This is a genomic window from Lysinibacillus sp. PWR01, from assembly GCF_043359455.1.
Classification (GTDB): domain Bacteria; phylum Bacillota; class Bacilli; order Bacillales_A; family Planococcaceae; genus Lysinibacillus; species Lysinibacillus fusiformis_F.
The window spans coordinates 19559-40777 of record NZ_JBHERJ010000101.1 but is presented as its reverse complement, the minus strand read 5'-3'; the positions used below and the strand labels follow the sequence as shown (position 1 = coordinate 40777).

The following is a 21219-nucleotide window of genomic DNA, read 5'->3' as shown; positions in this document are numbered from 1 at the left end:
CTCCTTTTTGCTGGCGATACATAGGTAGTTATAAAGGAGAAATACATGGATTCATTACATTGGTTGTTACCTAAATTTACAGTCCCAACTTGGATAGATGGTTTAATTGCCGTCATTATTTGTTTAGTTGGGTGGCTTATTCAACGTTTCATCATCAAAAAAATTATTCATCGAGCAGTGATATTTTTAAAGGATCGTCAGCGCAACTTCCAAGCAAATGTACTGGCGCAATTTAGTAAAGCAATTGGCTATGCCTTTATGACGACGGTCATTGTGCTAAGCTTATCTTATTTAATAAAGGTTCCTTTATTTACGCATCCATCAACAAAGAATTTTGTATTGTCTATTATGGTGTTTTTTGCTTTTAAAGGGGTTTATGATGTATTGAATTTTTATACGAAACAACCATTCGAATTAACGAGCGAAGAGGATCAGAATGTCTTATTACCGTTTTTCCTACGAATCGGTAAAGTACTCATCATGATTTTTGCTATGTTTACGATTGCTTCCTTTTGGGATTTTAATCTCAATGGCTTCTTAACAGGAATTGGTTTAACGGGCGTGGCGATTGCCTTTGGTATTCGTGATACATTAGCGCATGTATTTGGTGGCATGTCCGTAGCATTAGATAATCCATTCCAAATAGGGGATTGGATTGCGACAGAGGATCAAAAAATTGAAGGAACGATTGAGGATATCAATTTAAGAAGTACCTTAATTCAAACAGGAGACAAAGGACTTGTGTATGTGCCGAACTCCTATTTAGTTAATCGACCACTTTATAATTTATCTAGAAGAGAAAAACGGAAATGTGAGCAATTTTTATATGTCGCTTCCGATAATGACGAGGACGGTATACGCAGCGCTTTAACGGCCATTCATAAGGAAATTTATTTACATGCAAAAACAGAGAAAGACATGATTCATGTATTTATAGATGAATTTCATCACGATTCCTATCGTGTCCTTGTCCGTTTCTTTGTTGCTACAAATGATACCGCTGTTATGCTGGAAGTGCGACAGGATATTTTATTTGCCATTCGTCAAATAGTGGAGGAGTTATCGATTACGTTGGTTAGCCCTCATGAAGATGAAAGTCTACGAAATAAAAAATAAATTGAATTGTAAGATAGATTGCTTTACAATATTACCAAGAAATCAGCTTTGATGAAGAATAGTAGCTAGTACAATTTGTTATAGAGAGCTAGTGGTTGGTGGAAACTAGTACAAATGTTTGGTGAATGGACTTCGGAGCTCTAATCCTGAAAATAGTACGGATTAGCGGATGCCTACGTTATAAGGCTTAAAGAGGGTCTTCTTAATTAGGAGACCAATGAAGGTGGCACCACGGCTTTTCCGTCCTTTTGTGATGGAAAGGCCTTTTTATATTTATCTTTATACAGCAAATGATTTAGCTGAATGAAGAGAAAGCATTTGGCAGATCAATGATGCCAAGGATATATGAGGTGTAGAAGAGCAGAGCTTAGAGAAGGAGAGAAGAGTATGACAGTTGAGCTTAGAAAGTATGCTATGAAAGTATTACAGGGGGATATGATGACCCCGATCTCTGTGTATCAATCACTTAGAGGGCAGCATAAAATGTTGTTCGAATCTTCAGCAAAACATGAGGAGAGTGGGCGATACTCCTTTATCGCCATCAATCCAGTGGCTGAACTAAAAGGAAACAACGAAGAATTCGTCTTTTCAAAAGGAATGGAAAATGACAAGGTCAGTGGCAATGTGCTCGATCAATTAAAAGAAGTAATACCCTTTCATGAAGAAAACTATCCTTTCGCTTTCTTTGGAGGAGCCATAGGTTTCTTTGGCTATGAAACAGCGTTCTACACAGAAAAAATCGGAGACTATTTACAGGATGATTTAGCTATGCCTGATGTGCATGTTTTTTTCTATGATACATTTATTGTTTTTGATCATGTAACGCAGGAAATTACATTAGCTTCGATTGATCTGTTTCACGAGGGGCGTTCATTAGAGGAGATGGAGGCAGCTGTAGCGACGATGGAGCAACAGCTTTGTGCAGGCTCAACCTTTGAGGCATTAAAAGTGGATGAGCTACAGTTTAAGCCAATGATTTCAAAGGAGCGATTTGTTACTTTGGTGGAACGTGCTAAGGAGCATATTTTGAGAGGCGATATTTTCCAAATTGTGTTATCACAACGTTTTTCTGCGCCGTTTACGGGTTCGCCATTCTCGCTCTATCGTCAATTGCGCACATCTAACCCGTCACCCTATATGTTCTATATGGATTATGGAGCCTATGTCATTTTAGGAACCTCCCCTGAAAGTCTTGTAAAGGTAAAAAATAGAAAGGTGACAACCAATCCAATAGCAGGTACAAAGCCGCGTGGCGCGACAATAGAACAGGACGAAGCCATCGCAAATGCGCTATTAGAAGATAGCAAGGAAATAGCGGAGCACCGTATGTTAGTGGATTTAGGTCGCAATGATCTTGGACGTATTGCCAAAGTCGGTTCTGTCAAACTAACCAAATACATGAGTATTGAGCGCTATAAATATGTGATGCATATGGTGTCTGAGGTTATAGCCGAATTACGAGATGACCTCCATGTACTGGATGTACTTCGTGCTTGTTTACCTGCTGGTACAGTGTCAGGAGCACCTAAGATTCGTGCCATGCAATTGATTAATGAATTAGAACCAGTAAAGCGAGGGGTCTATGCAGGAGCAGTAGGCTATATTTCGACAACAGGTGACATGGACTTGGCCCTCGCGATTCGCACAATGCTCATTAAGGATCAAAAGGCCCATGTACAGGCAGGAGCAGGTATTGTTTACGATTCTATTCCATTGTCAGAATATGAGGAAACGCTGAATAAAGCCCGTGCGCTATTGGAGGTAAAAAAATGATTTTATTAATTGATAATTACGATTCTTTTACCTATAATCTGTTTCAACAAATCAGTATGCTTGGGAAAAGCGTCAAGGTCTTGCGAAACGATGCCATTACTATAGAAGAAATTCAAAAATTGTCGCCAGAAGCCATAATTTTATCACCAGGACCAGGAACGCCAAATGAAGCAGGTATAACGATAGAGGTCATCAAAGAACTCTATCAAAAATTCCCTATTTTGGGTATTTGTCTTGGACACCAATCCATAGGGCAGGCTTTTGGGGCAAAAATTGTGCAGGCCAAAAACATTATGCATGGAAAGCTGTCCCCGCTACAATACGAGAAAACAGGATTATTTGCCCAATTAGATGGAGACATTGAAGTCATGCGTTATCATTCGCTTATTATTGAAGAACAAACATTACACAAGGATTTTAACATACTCGCAACATCGGGTGATGATGGAGAGATTATGGCCATTCAACATAAAGAATATCCTCTTTATGGGCTGCAGTTTCATCCCGAATCAATCGGCACAAAAGAAGGCAGTATGATGATGAAAGCCTTCCTAGAAAGTATAGCGTAATAAAAAAGCTGTCGCCTAATATGAATGGGCGACAGCTTTTAAAGTTATTGTTTCTTGCCAGTAATTAAATTAGCTATTTCTTCTAAAGTCATGGAAGAATGGACCTCATAGGAGCCGATTTGTAAGCTTCTAGCATATTTAGGATTAGCGAGTAGTAACTCCATTTCAACACTATTGGTAATAATACCACCATCTTCAAGCTTTTGTGCCACACTATATGGTGTGATGCCACTATAGATTTGCAGTGACATCGATGTCACTTCCGTATCTGTTTGTTCAACAGCTTGTTCAGATGAATCTGTAGTAGAAGTTTTTTCAGTCGTATTTACTTGCTTTAATTGTTCCTTTAACGAAGCGTTTTCTTGATTGGCCTTATTTAATTTATTTTGCAGTTCCTCTACCTGTTGATGATTGGAAAATTCCTTGGTAGGAACAATATTTACATCGAAGCGGCTTGCGAGTGCGAGCAATGCCCCAATAAGAAAAATGGCCATGCCAAATGCACGGATGGCAGACTTATTCATCAATCAACGCCCCCCGTTTGCAATCACTTGCCGAACTTGCTCTTCTGTTAAATTTGAGCGAATACTGATATCTGCTACCGAAAGACCCTGTTTATTTAATTCCAGTACCTGACTAACGATAATTTGATGAATGGGTTTTGCTTGTGCTGTTGTTTGTCCAACTTTTGAAGCCTGGGCTGCCTGTTGAACGGCTTGCATGACTTGTTGTACTTTAGGATTTTGTCCTTTTGGGTGTATACTTGATTTTGATTTCACTTGGAACTCAGGCTCTAATAAAAGTTCTTCCTCAACAATTTTTAGGCGACGTTTTAAATTATTTGTTTCTTGGAAGATGGAGATAGATAATTCTTCGACATCTTGTTCGATTTTTTTCGAGCTATTTTTGAAAAAGAACGAAACGATGATCAGAAAAATCCCGATACTCATTAATACGATGGATAAATCCAATAGTTTCACCTCAATGTAGTATGTAATTATAAGATATTTTACCATATGCAAACTTAATATGAAATGAAGGTAGATTTTTTTTCAGTTTATGTTATAATAGGTTAGTCGTATAAATCATGCTCAAATTTAAATTCTTGATATAGAGTGGGAGGGTTAATGATGCGCGTAAACATTACTTTAGCTTGCACAGATTGCGGCGAACGTAACTACATTTCTAAAAAGAACAAGCGTAACAATCCAGAGCGTCTTGAACTTAAAAAATATTGCTCTCGCGAGAAGAAATACACTCTTCACCGTGAAACTAAGTAATCGCTCATTAAGCCAAAACCACAAGTGGTTTTGGCTTTCTACATTTTATGACATCATTTCGATGTAACGACTCCAAGAGGATATGAAGTTTTACGATAGAGGAGGTAGCCTAGATGGATAAAACAACTTTACGAAACACGGTACGCCAAGCCCTTGCCACTATGACGGATGCAGACTATCAGCGTCAATCATTAGCTGTTTTAAAAAAGGTGCTACAGGAACCATATATAATAGAAGCAAATACAATTGGCATGACCATTTCAAATAAGCCAGAAGTCGACACGATTCTTTTGATTGAGGAGTTATGGGCACTAGGTAAAAAGGTCGCAGTTCCTAAATGCCACCCAAAAACAAGAGAAATGTCATTTTACGCCATTGAATCATTTGCTCAGCTTGAAACTGTATATATGCATTTGCGTGAGCCCATTCCAGCAAGATGTGAGTTTGTTGACGCAAATGAGATGGATATCATTGTAGTACCAGGCGTTGTTTTTGATCGATATGGCTATCGAATCGGCTATGGCGGTGGTTATTATGACCGCTATGTATTAAACTATAATAAGGGTAAGCTGATGTCGCTGCTCTTTGATGAACAAATCATTGATTGCGTTCCTACCGAAGCACATGATTGCCCAGTAGATATCATTGTGACACCCACAAAACGTATTGACTGTCTTGCACAACGAGGAGCGAACGAAAATGGATAAAATGTTAGATATTTATGAACTCTTGAAAACATATGGTACTTATATTTATACACGTGATCCAATTGGCGATTTGATGTTAATGGAGGATGAAATACGTGAACTCTATAAAGCAAATGTACTAGACATAAAAGATTATCAAATGGCCTTGCTACTAATTCGACAAGAAACAACAAGACTTCGTATGGAAGAGCATAAAAAGTAATGTTTGAAATATAATGTAATTGGGTATTGTAAAATTAATGTAACATGTATGTAATATTCTTAAAAACAGTGGGTTTCCGCTGTTTTTATGTTTTTACGAAACTTTTTACATTGCAAAACGTATATATAGATATCTAGTGCATAGAAAGAGCGAGGAGAAAAAATTTTCCATAAGATATGTGTTGATTATCTGTTAAAAAAGGATTAAGATATATTTTGTTTCAGTAACAAAATGTAAAAAATTATTATTTTTTTTGTAAGGAAGTAGGGAGGATGTTAGGAATGAAATCAATAAAGTGGCCTAAACATTCATTTATGATACTAGCAATTATAGCAACTTGGATCAAAACGGTCATTGTTTACCACACAAGCTTTGAAATGAAACTTGAAAATGCAATGCAACAATTTATTTTATTTATTAATCCACTAAGCTTCTTGCTATTTACGTATGGTTTATCACTATTCTTTAAATCAGCAAAAGCTAGAAATCGTTATTTGATTACGGTCAGTGTTATTTTGTCCATAGTCTTATACGGAAATGTAGCGTTCTATCGATTCTACAATGATTTTATTACGCTACCAGTATTATTCCAAACAAGTAACTTTAGTGACTTAGGAACATCAGTAGCAGCGATAGTGGAGCCTTGGGATGTATTATATTTCGTTGATGTCGTTATTTTAATCTTAGCGAATAAATTTTTACCGAAAATGAAAGAAGTATTTAAAGTGAATGTTGAGTTCCGTCGTGCATTCTTTGTGCTAGCGATAGCAATGACATTCTTAAACCTAGGATTAGCAGAAACTGAGCGTCCGCAATTACTAACACGTAGTTTTGACCGCGAATTATTAGTAAAAAACATTGGTACGTACAATTACCACTTGTATGACATTTATATTCAATCTAAATCATCTGCGCAACGTGCGTTAGCCGATGGTAGTGAGCTAGTAGAAGTGAATAACTATATACGCTCTAATCAGGCTGCTGTGAATCCAGAGATGTTTGGGAAATATAAAGGTCGTAACTTAATTGTTGTGTCGATGGAGTCTTTACAAAACTTTGTCATCAATAATGACATGAATGGTCATGAAATCACGCCATTCTTAAACTCTTTAACAAAAGATAAAGATACGTATTATTTCAGCAACTTCTATCATCAGACAGGTCTAGGAAAAACATCTGACTCTGAGTTTATTGTTGAAAACTCATTGTTTGGATTAGGTCGAGGTGCTGTATTCTTCACGCATGGTGGAAATACGTATAATTCAATGGCTGAACGCCTTGGAGAAAATGGATACTTTACAAATGTCATGCACCCTAATAATAAATCATTCTGGAACCGTGACATGATGTATCAATCGTTAAAAATTAATAAATTCTACGATATAGATTCATATACTGTGGAAGAGGGGCAAGCTGTAAACTGGGGGATGAAAGATGTTCCATTCTTAGAGCAATCAGCTGCTTTAATGAAAGATATGCCACAGCCATTCTACTCTAGACTTATTACATTAACGAACCATTATCCATTTACATTGGACCCAGAAGATATTATGATTCCTGAATATGATTCAAATTCAGGTACATTAAATCGTTACTTCCAAACAGTACGATACATGGATGAAGCTTTAAAAGACTTCTTCCAACAGTTAAAAGATCAAGGTGTCTATGATAACTCTATTATCGTGATGTATGGGGATCACTATGGTATTTCTGAGAACCATAATAAAGCAATGGCACAATATTTAGGTAAAGATCAAATTACACCAATGGATAATGCCATGCTTCAAGAAGTACCTTTATTCATCCACATCCCAGGAGCTGGCGATGGAAAAGAAATGACAGAGATTTCAGGACAAATGGATTTACGTCCAACGATCTTACACCTTCTTGGCGTTGAAACGTCAAAAGATATGCAAATGGGTGCAGATTTATTCTCTCCAGAGCATGAGGACTTTGTAGTCTTCCGTGATGGACGCTTTATTACAGATAAATACGTCTATGCTGGTGAAGCTTGCTATGACAAAGCAACTGGTGAAGAAATAGAGGGTGAGCCATGTCAGTCTTATGCTGATCGTGCAACAATGGAGCTGGAAAATTCCGATGCTATCATCAATGGAGACTTGCTACGATTCTATGATGAAAAAACAGGTAATTTAAAGCAGGAGTCAGTTAAATAATCAAAGAGAGATCTCGTATAGGGATCTCTCTTTTTATATTGTTTTAAAAAGACCATTGGCTTCTATTTTAAATATGGAGAAGGAATTAGTCACGACAACCATTCATATAATTTGTGAATCTTATGCTAAAGAAAACACCTTTCATAAAATTTAAAGATTTCCTTTGTTTTACATTGCTATGTAAAGTGAAAACACTTTATTGGACCTCTCTTTTTATTGACAAATAGAAAAATACGATTATAATAATTTTAAATATCTGCATAACGAAGATTTGTTTTTCGCATTTCGGAGTATAAGAGTGAAAGGCATGGAAAAGAACGAGTAACTTTAATGGAACTGACAGAGAGTAGCCGGTTGTTGAGAGGCACAAGGGATATTAAAGTGAATACATCTTGGAGCTGCGTACCGAAACTTTAGTAGGCTACGACGGGGTTGCATCCGTAATCATTGCAAAAGTATCGCTACGGCTGTACTTGTTGAGGAGGGCTATGTGAATAGCTCTTGAAAAAAGGTGGTAACACGTTTATCTACGTCCTTTAGGAATTTCCTAAAGGCGTTTTTTTTATGCCTTCTAAGCAGAAACGTGTACAAAAGTTATTAAAGCCTTTACAACAGTCGGTAATCCATTAACTCTTATAGAACTTGCAATATTAATATTTAATATTACAAGGAGATGTTTCGTATGTTTTTAACACCAAAGGAGCAAATAGCGATTATCAAGAAGGGTGCTAACAAAATTGTTGATGAGCAGGATTTACTTGAAAAATTAGAGCGATCGTATAAAAATCAGCGACCTTTAACAATTAAGCTAGGGCTCGATCCATCTGCACCAGATATTCATTTAGGTCATGCAGTCGTTCTACGGAAAATCAAGCAAATGCAAGATTTAGGGCATCATGCAGTTATTGTTATCGGTGATTTTACAGGACGAATTGGCGATCCTACAGGTAAAGCAAAGGGGCGAACAGCCTTAAATGATGATACAGTGAAGAAAAACGCCCAAACATATTGTGAGCAAATTTTTAAAGTGCTAGATGAGAACAAGACAACGGTTCGTTTTAATAGTGAATGGTTAGCAAAGCTGTCATTTGAAGAAGTCATTCAGCTGGCAGCCACGACATCTGTTGCTCGACTTTTAGAGCGCGAAGATTTTCAGAAACGTTACCATCAGCAAATCCCAATTGGCATTCATGAGTTTTTCTACCCACTTATGCAAGCATATGATTCGGTAGAGCTAGAGGCTGATATAGAGTTAGGTGGAACAGATCAGACGTTCAATATTCTAATGGGACGCACCTTACAAAAGCATCGGGGATTAGAAAAACAAATTGCTATTTTTATGCCGTTACTCGAGGGATTAGATGGCATTGAAAAAATGAGTAAAAGCTTAGGCAATTATATTGGTGTCAATGAAGCACCTGAGATTATGTTTAAAAAGGTGATGGAAATACCAGATACTTTAATTATCAAATATTTTGAATTAGCAACAGATGAACATCCACTACAAGTGCAGGCTATTCAAGATAGACTACAAATGGGAGAGAATCCCTGTGATCTGAAATTTCAATTAGCAGAAATTATTACGAATTTATACCATGGAGCTACAGCAATGGAGGAAGCAAAATCTTATTTTGAAGCAGCATTTCAAAGAAAGGAAATACCAAAAAACATTCCTATACTGCTCTTAGAAATTGATAAGGAAAGAATCGTGGATATTATGCCACAACTAGTGGCAATGGGCTTTATTCAGAGTAAGAGTGAGTTTTTGCGGTTAATCAAGCAAAATGGTGTATCCTTGAATGGAGAAAAAATAGCAATGGATGATCTATCACAAGTATTGATGAATGGTGATGTCCTACAAATTGGCAAGAAACGATTCCTTCAATTTAATAAGTAATGATAAACAAAAAAAAGAGCAATCTCCGAGGAGACTGCTCTTTTTTTGTCTGAATTTTAGTGTAATTTTGGTGGGTAACCGCTGTTAACAATCGTCATGATGACGAACCATCCGAATACAGCAGCACTTAATAAGTTGAAAACAACGCTTAATAGGTTCTTTTCTTTAATTGCTTGGAATGTACCAACTACAGCTAAAATCGCTACTAGACCAAAAATAACCATTAATAAGTTCATTAAAAATAGACACTCCTTTCGACATCAGAAAATGAATGTCGCAAACAATATTCCTCCTTAATTGTAAACGTTCTACTTGTTTTTGTCGAGGACTAAAATACTGCAAACTATGAACATTTATCGTCAAATTGTGGCAAAGCCTGTATAATAGGAAGTTGAGGTGATAACTATGATGAACGTACGAAGTTATTCTCTTGGTCCCATCCAAACGAATTGCTATATCGTATCGAATAAAGAAAAAGAATGTATCGTATTTGATCCAGGTGAGGAAGCGGAGCGTCTAATTAAAACAATCCGTAGCAACGGCTTAAAACCTCTTGCTATCTTTTTAACACATGCCCATTTTGATCATATAGGGGCAGTGGATGCTGTGCGTGAGGTATTTGACGTTCCTGTATGGATTCATGAAAAGGAAGTTAGTTGGCTTTCCGATCCAACGAAGAATGGCTCTAGTAAATATGCTGCATTACCAGATTATAGGGTAGCTGCACCAGCACAAGACACAATCATCAAAAAAGAACAGCAATTTGAAGTGAGTAATTTTGTTTTTCAAGCTGTTTTTACACCAGGGCATTCGCCTGGTAGTATTTCCTATATCTTTGAACAGGATGGTTTTGCCATCGTAGGAGATACATTATTTGAACAAGGTGTAGGACGTACAGATCTATTAGGTGGATCAACCAAAATATTATTGGAATCTATCCATAATAAGCTGTTGTCATTACCTGAGGATACTATTATCTATCCTGGCCACGGTAATTATACAACTGTAGGTGCAGAAATGGAGACAAATCCTTTTTTAAATGGATTTTAAAAAAATGGCGAATTAGCTAAAATTATCACTTAGCACATAAAAAAGCGTATCTCACCAATCGTGAGATACGCGATTTTCTTTGTATTAATGACCGCCACCAGGTACGTGAATGAATGTTGTATAGTACGTGAAGCCAGCGAAGAATACAGTTAAATATGCTCCGAAAATGTACATGTACATACGTTCTGAAAGGTTTAAGAAGCCTAATAATAAGAATAAACCTGTATTACCTAAGAATAATAGCGATACCTCGTTCATACCTCCAAGGTAGAACATAACGGCAAAAATACCTGTCCAGAATGCCATAACTTTATACATATTATCCATGAAATTTCCCCTCCTTTTGCCCACGACACAATAATCTCTTACTCATTATAAATGATATGAAAGGTGTCTGTAAACTGGAACTTCTCCGTGTTTGTGACAAACAAATGGATTTTTAATCTAGCGATCGATTTCTGTCACGTTTATTTCATATTTACATAAATCGCAATTATGTATCATACTTTCAATTTGCACAAATTCATTGTTCGTAAACAGTGCATCTAATTGTCCTTTTAAATAGGATTCATGTAATGAACAAACAATTTCAGAATGGGCAGTCAGTTGCTCCTGGAATGGACAATTGAAAATGGAGAAGATCACTTTTTTTCCATGCTCAGTTTGTTGAATTTGTGGAATATAGCCAATTAAAGCGGCATTGTCCGTTAATAGCTGAAGTTTTTCATCGAAGGAAAGAGAATTACTTAATGTCAATTCAGCATTCATATAATTTTTCATTTGCTGGTAGCCGTCTTGGTAGCTAATTTCCTGGCACTTTGTTAATGCAGATGGACCAAAGTCTTCAATTAATTGAATTGTCCATTTTAATAAACGATCTTCATCACGTCTTGGAAATGTAAGTGAAACGCCTTTCTCTGAAGCTTTATAAACACGTCCAGGTCTGCCACCTTTACCTGTTTTTACATAATCAGCAGTAATAATGTTTATTTCTGAAAGCTTCGTTAAATGAAGTCGAGCAACGTTAGGATGGATACCGAATTTATCAGCAATATGTTGTACAGTAACTGTTTTTTTCTCTTGCAATATGTACTCATAAATAGAGTATCTTGTTTCATCGGCTAGTGTACTAGTAATTTTTAATGGATGGATCATGAGCTTCACCTCTTTAATTTATTATAAAAATTATGTTCGTCTACCAAGTGTTAGGAAAATAATCATGTTGATACTATTATATTGTATTATTGAAAAAGATACAGTTCATTTCGGCATAAATATTAAGTTTTTCATGTATTTATATTCTTTTTTAGTGGAAAATTGCACTTTATCCACATTTTTATAGCAAAAAACATTATTGGCAGAAAATTATCTTGCAAATTTTTATTTTCGGAAAAGGGCTTTTCTCGTGGCAAGTTCCTCCTTATACTAGGAAATAACGAATAGAGCGGTCTTATTCGAATGAACTAAAAGAGAGGTGCATATATGCAGAGTTTTGAAACAGTTGTCGAACAAAGATGTGAGCAACTTTTACTAAAGGCCTATCATTTTGGAGCATCCGATTTATTGCTGGTTCCAGGAAACATAAAATATCGGATCTATTTTCGAAAATATGATAAACTTCTCCACGCTGGTGAGCTACCGAATGAACTTGCAGAAAGAATGATCTCTTATTATAAATTTCTTGCAGAATTAGACATCAGTGAGCGGCGTAAACCTCAAAGCGGCGCCTTTCAAAAAGCAATGGAGCAAAGTTCGTATTCGTTTCGAGTATCCACACTGCCTTCTGTATTTTTAAAAGAAAGCTTAATTATTCGTTTACTTCTCCAAAATCATGCATTTCCACTAACTTCCCTAAGCTTTTCCAAAAGCGCAGCTCACAAACTCATGGAGCTGGTACAAAACCGACAAGGTCTTCTATTTTTTACGGGAGCAACAGGCTCTGGCAAGTCTACTTCACTCTATTCCTTAATCCACTACTGTTCCACAGAATTGAATCGACATGTGATTTCTTTAGAAGATCCTGTAGAAAACAGCCAAGCGAATTTACTTCAAATTCAAGTAAACGAGCGAGCGGGTGTTACATATGCTGCAGGACTAAAAGCCATTTTACGCCATTCACCTGATGTCATCATGATTGGTGAAATTCGGGATAAAGAAACGGCAAATATTGCAATCCAAGCCTCCCTAACAGGGCATTTAGTTGTCTCGACTATTCATGCAAAAGACGCCATTAATTGTCTTTATCGTTTAATGGATTTAGGCGTGTCGATAGAGGAGCTTCGCCAAACGGTTATCGGTATTGTTGCGCAAATGCTTGTTCAGACGGCAGCTTTACATGATGAACGTCGTGCAGTCTATGAAATTTTACATGATGATCATCTAACAAGAGCCATCACTGCCATCAAGGATAAGGGCAATTACAAACTTCCTTATGACTTAACATTAATGGGGCAAAAAGAATTAGCGGAGAGCCTTTATGCAGTTACAAACATACATCGATAAATTGCTTCTTTTTTACAATAGGGCTACGAAATGGCGGGTAAAGGAGCAAGCTCAGTTTTTCAATCGATTATGTGTATTGATGCAGGAAGGATATTTATTTCCACAAGCTATTTCCATGCTTCTACCTCATCATATCGAGGCACATGAAGACATACAGCAGCAAATTGATGAAAGACTCAGACAAGGAGTAGGTGTTGCAGGGATACTTGAAACATTACAACTGGGGAAACATTATTTAATGGCGATTAAGGTGGCAGAAAATAATGGCCATATGATAGAGGCGTTTAAAGGTGTGGCGAAGCAGTTAACGGTAGGTGAAAAGACTAAGAAAAAGCTAATCAAGCTGCTGATCTATCCTGTCACACTGATTATCTTTTTACTATTGTTATTTTTTGTGTTTCGTACATTTTTTTTACCGAATATTGAAAGAATGGTCGTCAGTCGTACCTCTGAAGCAGAGGAGACCAGTATTGCATTGTCCAATATGTTATTACATGTTCCAGATATAGTCATCTCGACCATGTTCATAGTAATAGGCAGCTTATTCATTTTTCGATTCTATCTCAAACGACAAGCTGTTGCTCATCAACTAACAATTTTATTAAAGATCCCCATTATGCAACGCTATTTTAGGCTAACATTGACAAGACAATTTGCTGCTTATTTGGGCAGTTTACTACAAAGTGGATTTTCATTACAAGCAAGCCTTCAGCTATTAGAAGAACAACAACTCCAACCATATCTCCAAATTCTTTCACAGCGTATAAAAGAAAGAGTCATCTTTGGGGAATCACTGACACAGGCGGTAACGATGATGGCAGTTTTTCAAAAAGATTTTCCAATGTTCGTTGAGCATGGTGAGCACAGCGGTTATTTAGGAAAAGAATTAGTATTATATAGCGAATTATTAATGGAAAAGCAGGAACAGCTTTTGCAAAAAATATTAGCTTTTGTGCAGCCTAGTTTCTTTATCCTGATTGCTGTTTGTATAGTAGCAGCTTATATCAGTTTATTATTACCCATCTATCACATGATTGAATTAGTTTAGGAGGAAGATAATGAAACGTATTAACCAACAAGCTGGTTTCACTTTAATCGAGATGCTAATTGTCTTGTTAATTATATCTGTTCTAATTTTAATTACGATCCCAAATGTAACAAAGCATTTCGCTACAATAGATAAAAAAGGCTGTACGGCTTATATTAGCATGGTACAAGGTCAAGTAGAGGCTTATCGTGTAGATTATATGGCGTATCCTACCTTAGATGATTTAGTGGCAAAAGGCTATTTAAAAGAAAATGAAACAACATGCCCCAATAAAGAAGAAATAGTGATTACAAATGAGGGAGAGGTACGTCCAGCTAATGTCAATTTGGAAACAGGTTCTGAGAGCTAATGAATAATGATAAAAATGGTGGTTTTACGATTCTTGAAATGCTAGTCGTCTTATTTCTTGTTATGAGTTTAACTGCGATTGTTGGCAAATTTTCATTCAAAATAGCAGAAGCCAAGGAATTAGAACGATTTTTCACGCAATTGCAACTCGATATTCAATATATTCAAACCTATAGTATGAGCCAACGGCAATATATAGCCATGAAAATGGAAAGTTCAACGAATCGTTATATTATTCAAAAAGATTTTTATACTACTTTATATGAACGTTCTTTTCCAAAAGGGATTGAATTTTTGCCCGCAGAGAGTTCGATTTACACACTAATCTATAACTACAGCGGCAATGTGATGACAGCTGGTACCATGGCATTTAAAACACCGCAGGGCAAGAAAAAAGTAATCATAACATTAGGACGAGGGAGAGCTAGGATTGAATGAGTCAGGCTATTCTTTTGTAGAAACTATTTTAGGTGTGGGTATTTTGATGATACTTTGTACCTCATTGATACCCATTACCTATACGATGAAAACAAATCTTGCTAATAAAAAAATGGAGCTAATTGCAGCTGAAACAGCCTACGAAGGTTTAAAAAAGTACCAGGCTATTCAGCAAACAGAGGGCTCTCGAACCATTGAACAAGTTGCTTATCACTGGATAGTTGATGGACAGCAAGTTTGTGTCCGTTTTCAAAATTTACATGAGCCTCGTCAAAAATGTATCCAAGCGACAGGTGAAGTTCATGAATGAGAAGGGCTATACATTACTAGAAGCTATGTTTCAATTAGTCGTTTTTGTGCTTATTTCTCATCTCTTTGTCCTTATGATGCTGTGGTTTGCTGAAATGAGATCCACTATGCTAACCGATGAACAAACCAAGTGGGAACTATTTGTTTCTGATTTAAATCGCTCTCTAAAAGATATTTCCACATTTTCTGTTCGTGAAGATCAAAAAAGAATGACTTTCCAAACAGCAAATACACTCCATCATATTGATTGCTACTCCAATATTATTCGTGAGCAGGTAAACGGTGGACATGTTCCTATGTTAATAGGAATCAATAAATGTTATTTTAACTATTCCGAAAATATGCTGACGGTAGCTGTCGAAATGGCTAGCGGTATTCAAAAGGAGCGAACCTTTTATGTGCCAATTATTGAAAAATGACAGAGGGGCTATTTTTTTGGTCGCAATTGCATTATTATTTTTTGTAACTACTTTTGTTCTTGCGTATTGTATGTCTTATGAAATGCAGTATCGAACATATGATGGGATAGAAAAATTGAATGTTCGAGCTACGATAAATTTATTGGGACAAATTTTGTCAGACAGTGTAGAATCGTAGTTATAAGAAGGTGATTCGAATTGCGAAAAATATATTTTGTTGGTTTTATGGGTAGTGGAAAAAGTGCGTTAGGAAGACGTTTAAGCTATTTATTGAAGATGCCATATTATGATATGGATCATGAGATTGTGCGACAGCAGGGGATGACAATTCCACAAATTTTTGAAAAATACGGCGAGGCCCATTTTCGAGAAATAGAAACAGAATTTTTGAAAAATTTCAGGGACGAGGCTTGTATTATTTCGACTGGTGGTGGCGTTGCCATGAATGCTGAAAATCGAAAAATTATGAGACGTAGTGGATTGGTGTTTTTTTTAGATGCGTCGTTTGAGGATATTTATAAACGAGTTCAGCATGATCCAAATAGACCCATTGTACAGAGCTCTACAAAAGAGGAGCTAGAAAGTCTGTATCACTACAGAAGGAAATTTTACCGTGATGCAGGTCATATTCAGGTACTGACAGAAGGTAGAACGATTCGTCAAATTCTAGAGTATTTAGTATTTCAAGTGAAAAGATTAAAAAACGAACGATGAAATGTTTTAGATGTATTAATGTTCGTATTTTATTATCTTTTAAAAAATGATTGCCTTTTCAATGCATTTAATGTTAGGATATAGACAAATAAGTAACTAAATGTTCATTGAATACTAAATAGTACCAAGATTTATCTTGGGCGGATGATTGTGCGGGGAGAGAGCGTGTAGACGCCACCGAAGGAGCAAGTAGCAATGGGCTATGAATCTCTCAGGTAAAAGGACTCGTACAAGACGCAACTCTGGAGAGAGCTGTAGTATAACAATAACAGCCACCAAAGGGGAAAGCCGACTGATTGGCAATAGTAAAGCTTGCGAGCCAGTCTGGTGTAACTTTCAGGTGCAAGGACAGAGAATCCCGAAAAGGGGTTCGTCTGTCTTTTTTTATGTCTATAGCGTGTTTTATGCGGTTGACTGCATGCATTGGCTGTAGGAATACAAAAAGCAGACGAACTACTACCAGTAAAAATGTAACTAACAATAAGGGGGCAAAAAAGAATGGCGAATGAATTAAAACGTACACCTCTATTTGAAGAATACGCGAAATATGGTGCAAAAACAGTTGACTTCGGTGGATGGGAATTACCTGTTCAATTCTCTTCTATTAAAGAAGAACACGATGCAGTTCGTAATCGTGCAGGCTTATTTGATGTATCACATATGGGAGAGATTTTAGTAACTGGTCCCGATGCATTAGGATTTTTACAAAATCTTTTATCAAATGATGTCTCAAAAATTGTTGACGGCCAAGCGCAGTACACAGCAATGTGCTATGAAGATGGTGGCGTTGTTGATGATTTACTAACATATAAATTAGCTGACAATCACTATTTACTATGTGTCAATGCTGCCAACATCGAAAAAGACTTTGACTGGATGATGGAAAATCAACATCAATATGATGTGACGATTGATAACCAATCTGATGCCTATGCACAAATTGCTCTTCAAGGACCATTAGCAGAAGAAGTTCTTCAATCCCTTACTTCGACTGATGTAAGTGCCATTAAATTTTTCCGCTTCCAAGAGAATGTTGAGGTTGCAGGTCATAACGTATTAGTTTCTCGTAGTGGCTACACAGGTGAAGATGGCTTTGAATTATATGGCGCTCCAGAAGATATTAAAGCGCTTTGGGGTAAAATTTTAGATGCTGGTCAAGAAAAAGGTGTAGTTCCAGCTGGACTAGGTTGTCGCGATACACTTCGTTTTGAAGCAGGGCTACCATTATATGGTCAAGAGCTATCAGCAACAATTTCTCCACTAGAGGCTGGTATTGGCTTTGCTGTGAAATTAAGTAAAGAAGACTTTATTGGTCATGAAGCATTAGTAGCACAAAAAGAAAATGGACTACCACGCAAACTTGTAGGAATTGAAATGATCGATAAAGGCATCCCACGCCATGGCTACAAAGTGTTTAAAGATGGTCAAGAAATCGGTGAAGTGACAACGGGTACACAACTTCCTTCATCTAAACGTAACGTTGGTCACGCAATAATTGACAGTCAATTCACAACAATCGGAACTGAGCTAGAAATCGAAATTCGCGGTAAGCACTTAAAGGTAATAACAGTAGAAACACCGTTTTACAAGCGTTCAAAATAATAGTTGAAAAGAGGGACCTACATTTATGAAACATCGTTATTTACCTATGACGGAGCAAGATCAAAAAGAAATGTTAGACGTAATCGGTGTATCCTCAGTCGATGAATTATTCGAGGATATTCCTGAGAAAGTCCGTTTTAAAGGCCTTTATGATATTAAGGAAGCAAAATCAGAATCTGCTTTATTAAAAGAGTTAACGGCCCTTGCTGCAAAAAATAAGGACACAAATGCTAATGTATCATTTTTAGGAGCAGGCGTTTACAACCACTATAAACCAGTGATCGTAGACCATGTTATTTCTCGTTCAGAGTTTTATACAGCTTATACGCCATATCAACCAGAGATTTCACAAGGTGAGCTACAAGCGATCTTTGAATTCCAAACGATGATTGCCGAGCTAACAGGTATGGATCTTGCGAACTCTTCTATGTATGACGGAGGTACAGCATTAGCAGAGGCAGGTATGCTGGCAGCTGGTCATACGCGTCGTAAGAAAATTTTAGTGTCTGAAGCAGTGCACCCAGAATATCGCGATGTAGTTGCTACATATGCCTATGGTCAATCCATTGAGATCGTGACAATTCCACAAAAAGATGGTGTGACAGATGTGGAAGCATTAAAAGAGTTAATCGATGACAACACAGCAGCTGTTATTGCACAATATCCAAACTTCTTTGGTCAAGTGGAAGACATTCAAGTGATCGGGGATATTGCACATGCTGCAAAAAGCTTACTTGTTGTATCTTCTAATCCACTTGCATTAGGCATTTTAACGCCTCCTGGTAAGCTAGGTGCTGATATTTGTGTAGGTGATGCACAAGTATTCGGTATCTCTGAAGCTTTCGGTGGCCCACACTGTGGTTTCTTTGCGGTGACAACGAAATTAATGCGTAAGGTGCCAGGACGTCTTGTTGGTGAAACAGTGGATGGTGAAGGCCGTCGTGGGTACGTATTAACACTACAAGCACGTGAACAACATATCCGTCGTGATAAAGCCACTTCAAATATTTGCTCGAACCAAGCCCTTCTTGCACTTGCAGCTTCTGTAGCGATGACTGCTCTAGGAAAACAAGGTATTCGTGAAATGGCTACTCAAAATATTGCAAAAACACGTTATGCAAAAAATGCCTTTGAAGCAGCAGGCTTTACAGTCGCATTCCAAGGCGCACACTTTAACGAAATCGTTGTGAAAACGAATAAATGTGTGAAGGAAATCAATAAAGGTTTAATCGAAAAAGGTATTATCGGTGGATATCCTTTAGGTCAAAATTATGACTCTCTTAAAAATCATGTGCTAATCGCAGTGACTGAATTACGCACAAAAGAAGAAATTGATGCACTTGTTGCAGAAATGGGGGCTCTTCATGCATAACGAAAATCAAACACTCATTTTTGAAATTTCAAAAGAAGGTCGCGTTGGCTATAATTTAGAAGCACTAGATGTACCTGAGGTAGACCTAGCAGATTTATTACCTGCAAACTTAGTACGTACAGAGGCAGCAGAACTACCTGAAGTGTCTGAGCTTGATATTATGCGTCATTATACAGCACTTTCTCGTAGAAACCATGGAGTAGACTCTGGCTTCTATCCGCTTGGCTCTTGTACGATGAAATATAATCCGAAAATTAACGAAGCAGTTGCACGTCTTTCAGGCTTTGCCAATGTTCACCCATTACAGGATGAATCAACAGCACAAGGGGCAATGGAGCTTCTTTATGATCTTCAAACTTCTTTAGTAGAAATTACAGGGATGGATGAAGTGACATTACAACCTGCTGCAGGTGCTCATGGTGAATGGACAGCGTTAATGATGATTCGTGCATTCCATGAAGCAAATGGCGAAGGTCACCGTAACAAAGTCATCGTTCCTGACTCGGCTCACGGTACAAACCCAGCATCAGCGACAGTAGCAGGCTTTGAAACAATCACTGTTAAATCGGATGAAAATGGCTTAGTTGATATCGAAGACCTTCGCAAAGTAGTAGGTTCTGATACAGCTGCGCTAATGTTAACTAACCCGAATACACTAGGCTTATTTGAAGAAAACATTATCGAAATGGCAGAGCTTATTCACTCTGTAGGCGGTAAAGTGTACTATGATGGTGCGAACCTCAATGCCGTTATGAGTAAAGCACGTCCTGGCGATATGGGCTTTGACTGTGTACATTTAAATCTGCACAAAACATTTACAGGTCCACATGGTGGCGGTGGTCCAGGTTCTGGTCCAGTAGGCGTAAAAGCAGATTTAATTCCATTCCTACCAAAACCAGTTCTAGTGAGAACAGAAGAAGGAACATACCACTTCGATTACGATCGTCCACAATCTATCGGACGCGTAAAACCTTACTATGGTAACTTTGGTATCAATGTTCGTGCTTATACGTACATTCGTACAATGGGGCCAGATGGTTTAAAAGCTGTTACAGAATATGCTGTATTAAACGCAAACTACATGATGCGTCGCTTAGAGCCATTCTACGAACTGCCATATAACCGTCACTGTAAACACGAATTTGTCTTATCAGGTCGTCGTCAGAAGAAACTGGGCGTTCGTACATTAGATATCGCAAAACGTCTGTTAGACTTTGGCTACCATCCACCAACAACATACTTCCCATTAAATGTGGAAGAGGCATTAATGATCGAGCCAACAGAAACAGAATCTAAAGAAACATTAGATGCATTCTGTGATGTGATGATTCAAATTGCCAAAGAAGCAGAAGAAAATCCATCAATCGTTCAAGAAGCACCGCATACAACAGTCGTATCTCGTCTAGACGAAACACGCGCTGCACGTACACCAGTGCTACGCTATCAAAAAGCATAATGAACAGAAGTAACCGTTCAATGAGTATGATTATACTTATTGAACGGTTTTTTTATGTGTTAGTGAAAGTAAATATGTTTTTGTAAGAAGATATTGAGGTATTACTATTGTAAGAACGTGGGTAAATTGAACGTATTTAATTTTATAGGATGGAAGGGTGAATTTACCAACTTAGTAAATTTCACACTTCCACTAACAGACTTCGTTGTATTATGTTTGACTTGGAAAGGAGAAGTGAGA

General features: G+C 37.4%; 24 protein-coding genes, 1 riboswitch and 2 other annotated features. Of the genes, 19 read left to right on the top strand and 5 right to left on the bottom strand.

The window, feature by feature from the left end; genetic code table 11:
- Positions 1 to 45: 45 nt before the first annotated feature.
- From ACEVFT_RS24425 to ACEVFT_RS24415, 3 genes are all read left to right on the top strand, one after another.
- The gene (locus tag ACEVFT_RS24425; RefSeq protein ID WP_342440970.1) at positions 46 to 1116 is read left to right on the top strand and encodes a mechanosensitive ion channel family protein; all 1071 of its coding nucleotides are present in this window, start codon (positions 46 to 48) and stop codon (positions 1114 to 1116) included.
- A 39-nt stretch (positions 1117 to 1155) separates the two neighbouring features.
- Positions 1156 to 1367, top strand: a binding site (T-box leader).
- Positions 1368 to 1503: 136 nt separating this feature from the next.
- The gene (gene trpE / locus ACEVFT_RS24420; RefSeq protein ID WP_393951544.1) at positions 1504 to 2889 is read left to right on the top strand and encodes an anthranilate synthase component I; all 1386 of its coding nucleotides are present in this window, start codon (positions 1504 to 1506) and stop codon (positions 2887 to 2889) included.
- Positions 2886 to 3458 carry an anthranilate synthase component II gene (locus tag ACEVFT_RS24415; protein ID WP_205444355.1) on the top strand — a complete coding sequence of 191 codons (573 nt, stop codon included), beginning with the start codon at positions 2886 to 2888 and terminating at the stop codon, positions 3456 to 3458. Before trpE ends, ACEVFT_RS24415 begins: the two co-directional genes overlap by 4 nt.
- A 44-nt stretch (positions 3459 to 3502) precedes the next feature.
- On the opposite strand, the gene ACEVFT_RS24410 is transcribed toward ACEVFT_RS24415, so the two are convergent.
- Entirely contained in the window at positions 3503 to 3982 is a 480-nt protein-coding gene (locus tag ACEVFT_RS24410) for a hypothetical protein (RefSeq protein WP_393951543.1), read from the bottom strand.
- 3 nt (positions 3983 to 3985) lie between these two features.
- Positions 3986 to 4408 (bottom strand): hypothetical protein, encoded by a 423-nt coding sequence (locus tag ACEVFT_RS24405; protein WP_393951542.1) that lies wholly within the window; start codon positions 4406 to 4408, stop codon positions 3986 to 3988.
- Positions 4409 to 4588: 180 nt separating this feature from the next.
- Here ACEVFT_RS24405 and rpmG point away from each other — a divergent pair, with 180 nt between their 5' ends.
- The 5 genes from rpmG to tyrS all read left to right on the top strand — a co-directional run bounded on the left by rpmG (position 4589) and on the right by tyrS (position 9721).
- Positions 4589 to 4738, top strand: coding sequence for a 50S ribosomal protein L33 (rpmG, locus tag ACEVFT_RS24400; RefSeq protein ID WP_008408521.1), 150 nt, complete (start codon positions 4589 to 4591; stop codon positions 4736 to 4738).
- A 113-nt stretch (positions 4739 to 4851) separates the two neighbouring features.
- Positions 4852 to 5445 (top strand): 5-formyltetrahydrofolate cyclo-ligase, encoded by a 594-nt coding sequence (locus ACEVFT_RS24395; RefSeq protein WP_342440968.1) that lies wholly within the window; start codon positions 4852 to 4854, stop codon positions 5443 to 5445.
- On the top strand, positions 5438 to 5647 hold the full coding sequence (locus tag ACEVFT_RS24390; protein ID WP_004231021.1) for a YqgQ family protein: 210 nt from the start codon (positions 5438 to 5440) through the stop codon (positions 5645 to 5647). The genes ACEVFT_RS24395 and ACEVFT_RS24390 overlap by 8 nt, the downstream gene beginning before the upstream one ends.
- Before the next feature lie 281 nt (positions 5648 to 5928).
- Positions 5929 to 7824 (top strand): LTA synthase family protein, encoded by a 1896-nt coding sequence (locus tag ACEVFT_RS24385; protein WP_205444348.1) that lies wholly within the window; start codon positions 5929 to 5931, stop codon positions 7822 to 7824.
- Positions 7825 to 8123: 299 nt separating this feature from the next.
- Positions 8124 to 8364, top strand: a binding site (T-box leader).
- 142 nt (positions 8365 to 8506) lie between these two features.
- Positions 8507 to 9721: a tyrosine--tRNA ligase gene (gene tyrS / locus ACEVFT_RS24380; RefSeq protein ID WP_393951541.1), complete on the top strand. Its 1215-nt coding sequence runs from the start codon at positions 8507 to 8509 to the stop codon at positions 9719 to 9721.
- A gap of 56 nt (positions 9722 to 9777) precedes the next feature.
- Here tyrS and ACEVFT_RS24375 read toward each other — a convergent pair whose 3' ends face one another.
- On the bottom strand, positions 9778 to 9957 hold the full coding sequence (locus ACEVFT_RS24375) for a DUF2759 domain-containing protein (RefSeq protein ID WP_205444344.1): 180 nt from the start codon (positions 9955 to 9957) through the stop codon (positions 9778 to 9780).
- Between the two features lie 169 nt (positions 9958 to 10126).
- Between ACEVFT_RS24375 and ACEVFT_RS24370 the strand changes: the two genes are divergently transcribed.
- Positions 10127 to 10771: an MBL fold metallo-hydrolase gene (locus tag ACEVFT_RS24370; RefSeq protein ID WP_393951540.1), complete on the top strand. Its 645-nt coding sequence runs from the start codon at positions 10127 to 10129 to the stop codon at positions 10769 to 10771.
- Positions 10772 to 10855: 84 nt separating this feature from the next.
- Here the strand turns inward: ACEVFT_RS24370 and ACEVFT_RS24365 are convergent, their stop codons facing one another.
- Positions 10856 to 11098, bottom strand: coding sequence for a DUF2626 family protein (locus tag ACEVFT_RS24365; protein ID WP_004231035.1), 243 nt, complete (start codon positions 11096 to 11098; stop codon positions 10856 to 10858).
- A gap of 117 nt (positions 11099 to 11215) precedes the next feature.
- Positions 11216 to 11926 carry a helix-turn-helix transcriptional regulator gene (locus tag ACEVFT_RS24360; RefSeq protein ID WP_342440965.1) on the bottom strand — a complete coding sequence of 237 codons (711 nt, stop codon included), beginning with the start codon at positions 11924 to 11926 and terminating at the stop codon, positions 11216 to 11218.
- A 327-nt stretch (positions 11927 to 12253) separates the two neighbouring features.
- Here ACEVFT_RS24360 and comGA point away from each other — a divergent pair, with 327 nt between their 5' ends.
- The 10 genes from comGA to gcvPB all read left to right on the top strand — a co-directional run bounded on the left by comGA (position 12254) and on the right by gcvPB (position 20979).
- A complete protein-coding gene (comGA, locus tag ACEVFT_RS24355) occupies positions 12254 to 13273 on the top strand; it encodes a competence type IV pilus ATPase ComGA (RefSeq protein ID WP_393951539.1) in 1020 nt (339 codons plus the stop codon).
- A complete protein-coding gene (comGB, locus tag ACEVFT_RS24350; RefSeq protein ID WP_393951538.1) occupies positions 13248 to 14321 on the top strand; it encodes a competence type IV pilus assembly protein ComGB in 1074 nt (357 codons plus the stop codon). Before comGA ends, comGB begins: the two co-directional genes overlap by 26 nt.
- 10 nt (positions 14322 to 14331) lie before the next feature.
- On the top strand, positions 14332 to 14670 hold the full coding sequence (gene comGC / locus ACEVFT_RS24345; RefSeq protein ID WP_393951537.1) for a competence type IV pilus major pilin ComGC: 339 nt from the start codon (positions 14332 to 14334) through the stop codon (positions 14668 to 14670).
- A complete protein-coding gene (gene comGD / locus ACEVFT_RS24340) occupies positions 14670 to 15107 on the top strand; it encodes a competence type IV pilus minor pilin ComGD (protein ID WP_393951536.1) in 438 nt (145 codons plus the stop codon). Before comGC ends, comGD begins: the two co-directional genes overlap by 1 nt.
- Complete coding sequence (locus ACEVFT_RS24335) at positions 15100 to 15417, top strand: hypothetical protein (protein ID WP_393951534.1); 318 nt, start codon at positions 15100 to 15102, stop codon at positions 15415 to 15417. Before comGD ends, ACEVFT_RS24335 begins: the two co-directional genes overlap by 8 nt.
- Entirely contained in the window at positions 15410 to 15835 is a 426-nt protein-coding gene (gene comGF / locus ACEVFT_RS24330; protein WP_393951533.1) for a competence type IV pilus minor pilin ComGF, read from the top strand. Before ACEVFT_RS24335 ends, comGF begins: the two co-directional genes overlap by 8 nt.
- 198 nt (positions 15836 to 16033) lie before the next feature.
- The gene (locus ACEVFT_RS24325) at positions 16034 to 16549 is read left to right on the top strand and encodes a shikimate kinase (protein ID WP_205444312.1); all 516 of its coding nucleotides are present in this window, start codon (positions 16034 to 16036) and stop codon (positions 16547 to 16549) included.
- 144 nt (positions 16550 to 16693) lie between these two features.
- Positions 16694 to 16786, top strand: a riboswitch (glycine riboswitch).
- 261 nt (positions 16787 to 17047) lie between these two features.
- Positions 17048 to 18151: a glycine cleavage system aminomethyltransferase GcvT gene (gene gcvT / locus ACEVFT_RS24320; protein WP_393951532.1), complete on the top strand. Its 1104-nt coding sequence runs from the start codon at positions 17048 to 17050 to the stop codon at positions 18149 to 18151.
- A 25-nt stretch (positions 18152 to 18176) separates the two neighbouring features.
- Positions 18177 to 19523, top strand: a complete 1347-nt coding sequence (gcvPA, locus tag ACEVFT_RS24315; RefSeq protein ID WP_205444309.1) for an aminomethyl-transferring glycine dehydrogenase subunit GcvPA — start codon at positions 18177 to 18179, stop codon at positions 19521 to 19523.
- Positions 19516 to 20979, top strand: a complete 1464-nt coding sequence (gcvPB, locus tag ACEVFT_RS24310; protein WP_342440956.1) for an aminomethyl-transferring glycine dehydrogenase subunit GcvPB — start codon at positions 19516 to 19518, stop codon at positions 20977 to 20979. The genes gcvPA and gcvPB overlap by 8 nt, the downstream gene beginning before the upstream one ends.
- Positions 20980 to 21219: the final 240 nt, after the last annotated feature.